9 protein-coding genes are annotated in these 9,746 nt (G+C 33.5%); 1 reads left to right on the top strand and 8 read right to left on the bottom strand.

Annotation, left to right across the window (positions count from 1 at the left end; genetic code table 11):
- From AC4AGG_RS13815 to AC4AGG_RS13840, 6 genes are all read right to left on the bottom strand, one after another.
- Nucleotides 1-739 (bottom strand): TerC family protein (locus AC4AGG_RS13815; RefSeq protein WP_489772597.1); only part of this gene is annotated, 739 nt, incomplete at its 3' end.
- A 140-nt stretch (nucleotides 740-879) separates the two neighbouring features.
- The gene (locus AC4AGG_RS13820; protein WP_489772598.1) at nucleotides 880-3,030 is read right to left on the bottom strand and encodes an outer membrane beta-barrel protein; all 2,151 of its coding nucleotides are present in this window, start codon (nucleotides 3,028-3,030) and stop codon (nucleotides 880-882) included.
- A 429-nt stretch (nucleotides 3,031-3,459) separates the two neighbouring features.
- Nucleotides 3,460-4,062, bottom strand: coding sequence for an NAD(P)H-dependent oxidoreductase (locus AC4AGG_RS13825; protein WP_489772599.1), 603 nt, complete (start codon nucleotides 4,060-4,062; stop codon nucleotides 3,460-3,462).
- 157 nt (nucleotides 4,063-4,219) lie between these two features.
- A complete protein-coding gene (locus AC4AGG_RS13830; protein WP_489772600.1) occupies nucleotides 4,220-4,906 on the bottom strand; it encodes a DUF4377 domain-containing protein in 687 nt (228 codons plus the stop codon).
- A 103-nt stretch (nucleotides 4,907-5,009) separates the two neighbouring features.
- Nucleotides 5,010-5,975, bottom strand: coding sequence for a helix-turn-helix transcriptional regulator (locus tag AC4AGG_RS13835; protein ID WP_489772601.1), 966 nt, complete (start codon nucleotides 5,973-5,975; stop codon nucleotides 5,010-5,012).
- 22 nt (nucleotides 5,976-5,997) lie between these two features.
- Nucleotides 5,998-6,825 (bottom strand): patatin-like phospholipase family protein, encoded by an 828-nt coding sequence (locus AC4AGG_RS13840; protein ID WP_489772602.1) that lies wholly within the window; start codon nucleotides 6,823-6,825, stop codon nucleotides 5,998-6,000.
- Between the two features lie 61 nt (nucleotides 6,826-6,886).
- Here AC4AGG_RS13840 and AC4AGG_RS13845 point away from each other — a divergent pair, with 61 nt between their 5' ends.
- Nucleotides 6,887-8,236 carry a DEAD/DEAH box helicase gene (locus AC4AGG_RS13845; protein WP_489772603.1) on the top strand — a complete coding sequence of 450 codons (1,350 nt, stop codon included), beginning with the start codon at nucleotides 6,887-6,889 and terminating at the stop codon, nucleotides 8,234-8,236.
- A 130-nt stretch (nucleotides 8,237-8,366) separates the two neighbouring features.
- Here AC4AGG_RS13845 and AC4AGG_RS13850 read toward each other — a convergent pair whose 3' ends face one another.
- Nucleotides 8,367-8,828, bottom strand: coding sequence for a hypothetical protein (locus tag AC4AGG_RS13850; RefSeq protein ID WP_489772604.1), 462 nt, complete (start codon nucleotides 8,826-8,828; stop codon nucleotides 8,367-8,369).
- Between the two features lie 134 nt (nucleotides 8,829-8,962).
- On the bottom strand, nucleotides 8,963-9,746 hold a 784-nt coding region (locus tag AC4AGG_RS13855), incomplete at its 5' end, for a tetratricopeptide repeat protein (RefSeq protein ID WP_489772605.1).

The following is a 9,746-nucleotide window of genomic DNA, read 5'->3' on the forward strand; positions in this document are numbered from 1 at the left end:
AATTTTTGTTATCAATAGCTTTAAGATTGATATATTCTAAAAATATAGCAAATGCCATTGCAAAATAGATGTAACCTTTATCAATTGGTTGATCTAAGCTTTCCATAACTAAAGAAATTCCGATGAGTAAAAGAAAAGCCAGTGCTAACAATTTGATGCTGGAATGTTTGTTGATGAACTTACTGACTTCATTAATGAAATACATCATTATAATCATGGCTACAATTACCGCTGCGATCATTACGGAGACATGTTCTGCCATTCCGACAGCAGTTATCACGGAATCTATGCTAAAAACAATGTCCAGTAAGCCGATTTGTATAACGGTTTGTGTTAATGACAATACTTTTACGTTTTTATTTTCTTTTTTCTTTCCTGCAACATTGTCTTCAATTTCTTTAACACTTTTGTAAATGAGAAAAATTCCTCCAGCAAGCAAAATAATATCTCTTCCAGATATAGCTAATCTATCATGCCAAACTCCCCCAATGTGAAAAATGTCATCGAGGTTAATGATCGGTTGAGTTAGGGTAAGAATTTTAGAAATAGAAAGTAGAAAAATAATCCTCATAATGAGCGCAAGCCCAAGCCCAAGTATTCTCGCTTTTTTCTGTTGATTTACGGGCAATTTATCTGTCTGTAAAGTGATAAATACAATATTGTCTATGCCCAAGACAATTTCCATTATTACAAGAGCAAAAAATGAAGCCCATGTTGATGGATTGTTAAGAATTTCCACGGTAAATAGTTTTCTATAAAGTTATAAAAAAAAGATTGGCATCTAGTAATTTTTTATAAAAAACTCATTTTAAGGATTTTAATTAAAATAAAAGAAAGAACAAAAAAACTACTTCCTGATTGAAAGTAGTTTCTTTACTATTATTTTCCACCGCCACCGTCTTTTTCAACATTGGATTTGGAAGTGTCTTTTACTTTTTGGTTTCCGAATCTTTTTACAAATACAAAGGAAATTCCTCTGCTATTCCATTGGCTGATGCTTCTGAAGGTTCCAATTTCTGAATAGGTTGTTCGGTCATAACTATTAATCCCAAAGATGTTATTAAGTCTGATGGTTGCTTCCATTTGAGTTTTAGCAAAAATTTTGGTCGCCGAAATCCCATGATAAACATTCATCCTATTTCCAATGGAGTTACCATCGCTTGATGTGTAAGCATTAGCCCAACCATTGATGTTGATATTCTTGTTCCACAGATTGGTATAAGAAATATTGGTGCTACCTGTAATGTTGGTAAAATAGCTGTCAGCGTTAATGTTGTTTCTCGAATTAAAGTCGCTGTTGTCTGTATAATTTAAGTTAAGACTCAGATTGACATTGAGTTTGTTTTTGAGGAAAGTCTGATTGGTGTTAAAACTAAAAGTATAACGTTCGGCTCTTCCATCGAAATTAACAGGCGCAGAAATCGTTTTACCATCCTCAATGAAATATGTATTCCAGTAGTCATGGTTAATAATACGATAAGAAGCGGAGAAGAAATATTTTTTATACATGCCGAGTTTTAATCCAAATCGGTCACTTGGATTGGGTTGTAAGTCCATGTTTCCTCGATAATAGTACCCACTTTCGCTTGGATAAAGAAATGGACTGAATTCTCTATAATAAGGTCTCCAAATATTATGATTGTACGTCATCGTCAAATTATAATTATCAGAGAAATTGTATTTAAGCAAAATATTAGGGAGCCATGAATTATACGATGTTGATCGTTGTATGTTGTCGTTTTCCAATGTTTGGGTATAATTCATATTTTCGAACCTTAATCCCAATCTAGCCTCTAATTTCTTGAAAATAGTTTGACTATAGTTGGCATACAGAAAACTGAAATTTTCTTGATATCTAAAAAGGTCCGGGCTTCCATCCGAATATACCCATTGACTGCTATCATAAGAAAATAGATTATAGGGGATTTCGTTGTTTTTGAAGTTGATTTTACCTCCGGCTTCTAGTTGTCCTCCATCTTTTCCGATGGGTTGGGAATAGTCTACTTTTATCGAATAATCACGGTCTTTATCATCTCCAATAATTTTTGTCCCATAATAATTAACATTGTCATATCTGAGGTAATAATTTTCAGTTTCTTGACTGAAATTGTTAACTACCAAATTGACATCTAAAATTTTGTTTTTGATTTTATCGTAATACTTATAGAATAAGTTAGCACCCATATTGCGATAAGTATCGTTGGAGTTTTGATTTTGAGTAAAATAACTTTGAGAAATATTATTGATAAAGTTCTCAGAGGTCATATCAGAATTTCCTGTTGACTTTGATTGATAAAATTCCAAAACCAATCCAATATTATTTTTCTCATCCAACTCATACTCTGTACTTGAACTAAAAGACGGCGAAGAATAAGACGAATTGGATTCGCCATCGATTAAAGTAGTTGATTGGTTAGCGTATAAATAATTTTCGTTGCGGTAAGTAGAAACATAATCTCCATTATAGTAACCTCCAGTTAAACTCTGTGAAAGTCCTTTTTTGTGATAATTGAGATTAAGATTGGCATATTGGGAGTTCTTTCGGTTCTGGGTGTTGGACATGGAGATGCTTCCTTTGGTTCCTTCGTTATCCAGTTTTTTTAGAACAATGTTGATAACAGGTCCAGACGAATCATATCGAGAAGAAGGAGTTGTGATGACCTCGATCTTCAAAAGATTTTCTGCAGCAAGAGTTTTTAGATATTCTTTGAGTTCTTTTCCCGTAAAGACAGATTTTCTATCATTAATGTAGACGACAACAGATTCTCCTTCTGCTTTGATGTTATCATTGTTGTCAATACTAACTAGAGGAGCCATCTGTAAGACATCCCAAGTGGTATTTCCAGCGATTACCGAACTATTGGCAACATTGAAAACTGTTCTATCGGCTTTGTTCTCAATCGTAGGTTTTTTGGCTACAACAACGACTTCATCTATTTTTTTCTGGGTTTTTGCAGTATCGTTTTTGGTAGTTTGCGCCGATACCATTACCATCGACAATAATGCGATGGTGATTAGGGTAATCCTCATTCAGGTGTTTTTTTAGATAAGACACCCAATATGATAGTTTTGTTACAAGACTTGTGATTTAATGTTTTGAGCTGATCAAAGATGATTCTATATTTTCTTCCTCCATAAGTATTTTTGAGGTGATGATACGCTACTTTAAGATATTGGTAAACAAGTTAATTCATGGAAATGGAACAAAAAAAAGAACCGTTTGGCTCACGCGAAACGGTTCTAAAAAAAACACAAATGATGAAAAAAAAATAAATTCTATGAAGAATTTGATGGTTTAAAGATATAACAATTACTTCAATAAAAATACTCCAAAAGGTTAAAAAATTACTCCAAAAAGTTTTTTTGTAATAATATATCTTTTTTGCTTCTATTTATGGAGGTTTTTGAAATTATGTAGTTATAATTGTTAGTCATAAATCTTTATTATTGTCAAATGTACTAAAAAACTTCGACTACTTCGTCAATTTTTAGTCTAGACTTAGGTTTTATCTGAGGTCTATTGTAATCCTCTTTGTCTCCGTGTCCAACGGCTAAAGCAAGGATTGGATGATAGTTTTTCATGTGTAAAATTTGAGCATACTTGCCTGTCTCAATTCCTTCCATTGGAGTCGTGTCTAGTCCTAAAGCTGCGCTTGTATTGAGGGCGATTCCTAAAGCTAAATATACTTGTCGGATAAACCAGTTTTTGATTTCCTCTTCGTTCATACCTCTTATTGCAGAATTATAAACGTCACGAGTTGATTCTGGCAGTTTCTCGTCAACTATTTTTTGAAATGCATCTAAGTCACTGGGATAGCTAAATACAATTAATAAATCAGCTTGATTGATTTTTTCCTCATTAAAGAGAGAAGCACTGGCTAGTCTTGATTTGATTTCTTGGTCTTGCACAAAAGTGAATTTCCAAGGTTGGATATTGATAGATGAAGGACTTAGCCTTAATACTTCTTTGAGTTCAGCAATTTTAACTTCTGATACTTTTTTGGTCGTATCATATTTTTTTGTAGCATAACGACCAGTTGCTAATTCGAACGGTGTTTTCATTTTCTAAATTTTTTGGTTAAAATTTCTATTACAAAGGTATCGTTGTAATATATTAGTGGTTATCCAAAAAAGTTAAATTTTTGCTCCAAAAGGTCTATATTTGAAAAAAAAACACCTCATTTCGAGGTGTTTTTTAGTTTTTATTAATAATTCGTGTTTACTTTCTGATGTACATCAATGTGTTATCGCCTTTTTCGTTATAGAGTTTTAATTCTTTATTAGTCACAGTGTAAGACCTTACTTCAGCAAGTGCAGGTTTGTACTCACTAGAGAGATTTCCTTTGTCAAGACACGCTCTCATAGTCGCGACTTTCGAATCAAGGATGATTTTCTTGTCAGTCAATTCTGTAATATCTCCCGAATGGTTGTTGCAACCATCGAGACCAGAAAATGTTTTATCTCTCAATTGGATATTGAGTGTTGGGATTTCTGCCATTTTATTGATGGGACGCTGGTTGATTTTTACCAAAATCCATTGCCCATTTAAAAAAGCCGAATTATCATCAATCTTTTTTAATTCTTTTTTTAAAGTGTATTCAATTGAAGAAGCATCAGCTGGGACTTTCGATGCGTCCAATTGTTTTTGAGTAACGGTGATTCTTTTAAGAACTCCAGGTTCAAAAGTGAAACCTTTGATTGGAGCGTAAAAATTCTCCCATTCTCCAGTGTGATAATCTTCACTCTTGTTGATTAAGAGCGTAGAAACTTTTCCAGCTCCTGCAGAAGCTTCGGTTTTGTATCCAGCTACCCAAAAGGTTGTTTCATCGCCTTTGGATTGGTTGCTGGCGCAAGATTGTAGAATGATTGTCATAACAATGCTTAAAATTAGTAAATAGGTTTTCATGGTTCATTTTTTTTAAGGTTAATATTAAATTTAGTTTTTATGTATAGTTTCATTTTAAGGTTTTGATTTTAACGTTTTTAAAAATATTTTTTCCGAAGATCATTTAGCTTACTGCTTTCACTTGGCTAGGCAGGATGCCATGTTGGTTTCTAAAGGCTTTTGAGAACTGGCTTAGATTAGAGTATCCCATCAAATAGCCAATTTCTGATACGCTATATTTACCTAACATCAGAGCTTCCATTGATTTATTCATTTTATTAGAAAGATGATATTGGTAAGGAGTTGTTCCGAAAATCTGCTTGAAAAGTTTTTTGAATTTTGATAAACTCATTCCAGCTATTTCGGTTAGCATTTCTAATGTAATTTCAGCATTGGTGTGTTCGTCGAGGTAATTGCGAACCGTTATTATTGCTTCTAAATCATCAGGATGAATCTGTCCATTATTATGATTGAAAATCGAGTCGCGTTCCTTTATATTATTGTAAAGGTAGTCAATTATTTGGAGTACATTGGAGAAGGTAGTTATTTTGTTATCTCGAAAATCAATTTTTTTCAACAGATCCTTTACTTTATAATTGAGGTTTTCGGCAAAATAAATCGGTTCGTCAGAATGGAAAAAATCTCTAATATGTTCTCTATCTATCAGAACATTTTCGAATAACCACTTTTTCGTAAACAAAATATGTATGATTTGCAGGTTTTTGTTCACTGGCATTACCATTCTTGAAGAGGCGGCTGATGAAGTTAGTACAAGACATACATCATCGAATCCAATAGAGAAGTTCTTGTCGTCAATTTTTCTATTAATCTCGGTATGGAATAAGAAAAAATCAATGAGAAAAAAATCATTACTCTTGGTGGCGCCACGGACTAATTGAAGTTCTTCATATAGTTTGAAGTCCATCTTTTGCACCCATAATCCTGGCTGTAACTCAATGTATTCGAAATATCCTTCACCGAAATCAGGCTGCAGATTCCCTCTGGTTCCCTCGACTTTGATGGGAAGATATCTTCCTACCAAATCGTACCAGACTTCTGGTTCGGTTAATAAATAATCTAATCTTTTCATGTTATTTGGTTTTTTTCTGCTTTTAAGTTTTGTTTAAAAAATCACTAATGACTTTCTCAGCAATTTCCCTACCATAATCTATTTGATTTTTAGCTTTAAAGAAATCAAATATTTCGCAATTATCACGAGACAGCTGTATCAAGATATCTGGCGGGTTTTTCATCAATGAATCTTTTGTATTGGATTCAATCAATACACTGATGGTCTGAGTCAGCACGCTGAAATATGACGCCATTTTTTTTGATTTGTTACTATTACTACAAGTTGTAAAAGCATTGGCATCGACGACAATCAATAGTTCATTTTTATTTTTTTTAGCAAATTCAATTGGGATATTGTTGAGGATTCCTCCATCTACCAAAACGTCATTTTCGATTTCAACAGGAGAGAAGATGGTTGGGATTGCGACCGAACATCTCATGGCGTCATAGATATCACCTTTATTGATGGCTAAAGTTTCTTTCGCATACAGTTTGGTTGCAGTAATGGTTAGTGGTATAGGTAAGTCTTCTATATTTTTTGTGGGAAAAAGCTTTTTCATTTTTGCGAAAACGCGATTTCCCTTGAGTAATCCACGTCTTTTGAGAGAAATATCAATTAGGTCAAACGCTTGATATTTTTTGATGTTAACAACCCAGTTTTTGAAATTTTGAAGTTCTCCCATGGCATACAAGCCACCAATGACAGCCCCCATAGATGTCCCAACAATACTCTTAACTCGAAATCCTTTTTCTTCCAAAACCTCGATCACTCCAATATGTCCAAAACCTCTCGCACCGCCTCCTGATAAGACGAGGGAGACGTCACGATATTGCTTCTTTTTGGATGAGGATGTGAAGAAAGAAATCAATGCGATTTTTTTATTTAAAATTACAAAAATTGTTTCAACTTAAAATAAATATCTTTGCAAAATGATAAAGACCTTTGCCGACTTCGATTTACAAGAAAAATTGTTAGATGTTCTTGCAGATTTAGAACTTTTTGAACCGACACCAATTCAGGAAAAAAGTTTGAGACCAATTCTCTCTGGTAGAGATGTAATGGGTATTGCACAAACAGGAACTGGGAAGACTTTGGCTTATCTACTGCCGATTCTTAAAACCTGGAAATATAATAAAAATGGTAATCCTACCGTCTTGATTCTTGTTCCAACAAGGGAACTGGTAGTTCAAGTTGCTGGAATTTTAGAAAAATTGACGGAAAATCTTACAACAAGGGTTATTGGAGTTTATGGTGGTAAAAATATTAATACGCAGAAGTTACTTTTTAACGATGGTTGCGATATTTTGGTAGGTACACCAGGTCGAGTGATGGACTTATCCATTGACAATGCAATTTCTTTAAAAGAAGTTCAGAAGTTAGTCATTGACGAATTTGATGAGATGCTTAATCTTGGATTTCGCCCACAGCTGACGCACATATTTGAAATGATGAAGGAAAAGAGACAAAATATTTTGTTTTCTGCGACTATGACCGAAGCTGTTGACGAAATGCTTCATGAGTATTTTCCTCACCCAATAGAAATTTCACTTGCTAAGTCAGGAACGCCTCTTGAAAAGATTGAGCAGACTGCTTATAGAGTAGAGAACTTTAATACGAAGATTAATTTGCTTCAGTATCTTTTGGAACGTGAAGATGAATTGTCTAAGGTGTTGATATTCTGTAATAATAAGCGTCATTCTGATTATCTTTTTACGAAGATAGATGAGTTGTTCCCAGAACAATTCGACGTCATCCACTCTAATAAATCTCAAAATTATCGTCTTCGAGCAATGAAGAAGTTTCAAGATGAAGAAGTTAGAGGTATTATCACCACAGATATTATGGCTAGAGGTCTCGATATTTCTGAGATTACTCATGTGATTAATTTTGAAATTCCTGAAGTTCCAGAGCAATACATCCACAGAATTGGTAGAACTGGTCGTGCCGATAAGGACGGGAAGGCAATTTCGTTTTTTACGGTGAAGGAAGAGCCGCAAATCTTAGAGATTGAAGTTCTGATGAATAAGGAGCTGACAATGGAAAGCTTTCCAGAATCTGTGAAGATTAATCCTCAAAAAATTGGCTCTGAGAAGGAAGAAATAGTAATGAAAAATGCTCATACGGTAAAACTTGGTGATGGAGGAGGAGCATTTCATGATAAAAAAGATAAAAATAAGAAAGAGAATTGGGGTGGTCCTCATAAAAGGAAAGCACCTAAAAAATTCGGAGCTAATCGAGCTCAACAAAAGACTAAATCAAAAGCAAAGCGAAAAAAATAAAGTTCGGAGTAATCCGAATTTTTTTTACTTTGATGGTGTGAAATAGAAATATTACAATTATTGCAAAGTAACTATATAAAAAAAGCCTGATTCAATCAGGCTTTTTTATATGTTTTCTATAATTTATTGATTATTTTGGTCTTACAAGATATAGATAGTCTTTGTCCAAAACGCCATCTCCATCGTAATCATTTTCAGTAATGTAGATTACTAACAAGTCATATTTTTCTTGTAGTACGTCATAATTTTCAACTTTATAGCTCTGAGTCTTACCATCCGTATAAATATCTAATTTCTGATTCTCTAAATCATAATGATATGTTGAGTTTTTCTCATAATTGGCGCAATTTCCATTAGCGTCTGTGTACGAGTAGTAGGTATTAAGTACGTAATCTAAAGTGAAATTATAAATAGTCAATGCTTCACAAGAATCTGGAGTGTTGGTAAATGTCACACCATTGGCATAGACTGTTGTACTTTTCATGATACTCCAATTTCCGTTAAGTAATTCACTTGGACCACTTTCATCTTTACAAGATTGAAAGCTTGAAAATAGTACAGAAAATAAAGCAAGAAGTAAGACTTTTCTCATAATTAATTTTTGTTTCAACAAATATAATTAAAAAAGTTATAAAAACTCTCAAATCAATTTTGATAAATGTAATTATCAAAAAAAGTTGAATAATTATAGGACTCGTCATTTCTAAAATGATTAACAAAGACTTATTATTCGAATTGGATGTTGTTTTGTTTTAATATTTCTTTAAAACGTTTCTCCTTTCCATCTTTCTTCATTTCTTGGTAAACCATGCCAATGAGTTTTTCCGCGTCAGAGCGATAAGGAGATTTGGTTTCATTATAGATTGTATAGGCTTTACAAAGATAGTCCAGACTATTTTCTGTTTCATTAAGATGTAAGAAAGATATTTGTCCAATTCCGTAGTAGACTTCTGCATCACCAGGATAGATCTTGTCTAATTCTTTGTATGCGTCAATTGCCTTTTGGTATTCTTTTTTGTAAATGTAGGCGACTGGTATATTTTGCAAAGGCATTTTTCCCTTTGGGTCAGCTTTGAGCGAGTTTTTGTAGGCATCGATAGCTTCGTCGTATTTATTTAACCGTCGATAGCAAATTCCCATATTATCCCAAGCAAAAGCGAAATCTGGGTCTTCTTTGACAGCCAGTTTGTAATTCTTGATTGCTTCTTTCCAATTCTGTTTTTCACCTTCATTAACACCAGCGAGATAAAATTGCATAGCAAGGTCATTTTTGCTGTGTGATTTATCGCTTTTAACATCGTTAGAAGCGATGAGAATTTTCATTCTAGGACAATTTTCCAAAAGGTAGCTTTCTACTTCGTAGTATACCAATTTGTAATCTTTGGAATTAGGATTGCTGTCGATTTCTATATTAACTTTCTTTTTGGATTTATCTTCTAAATCGACACTTTTTAATTTTTTTCCAAGTTGATAAGGAAGCACGATTTTGTCAATACACTCACTAATTTTT

Source organism: Chryseobacterium sp. CG10_8, assembly GCF_058117085.1.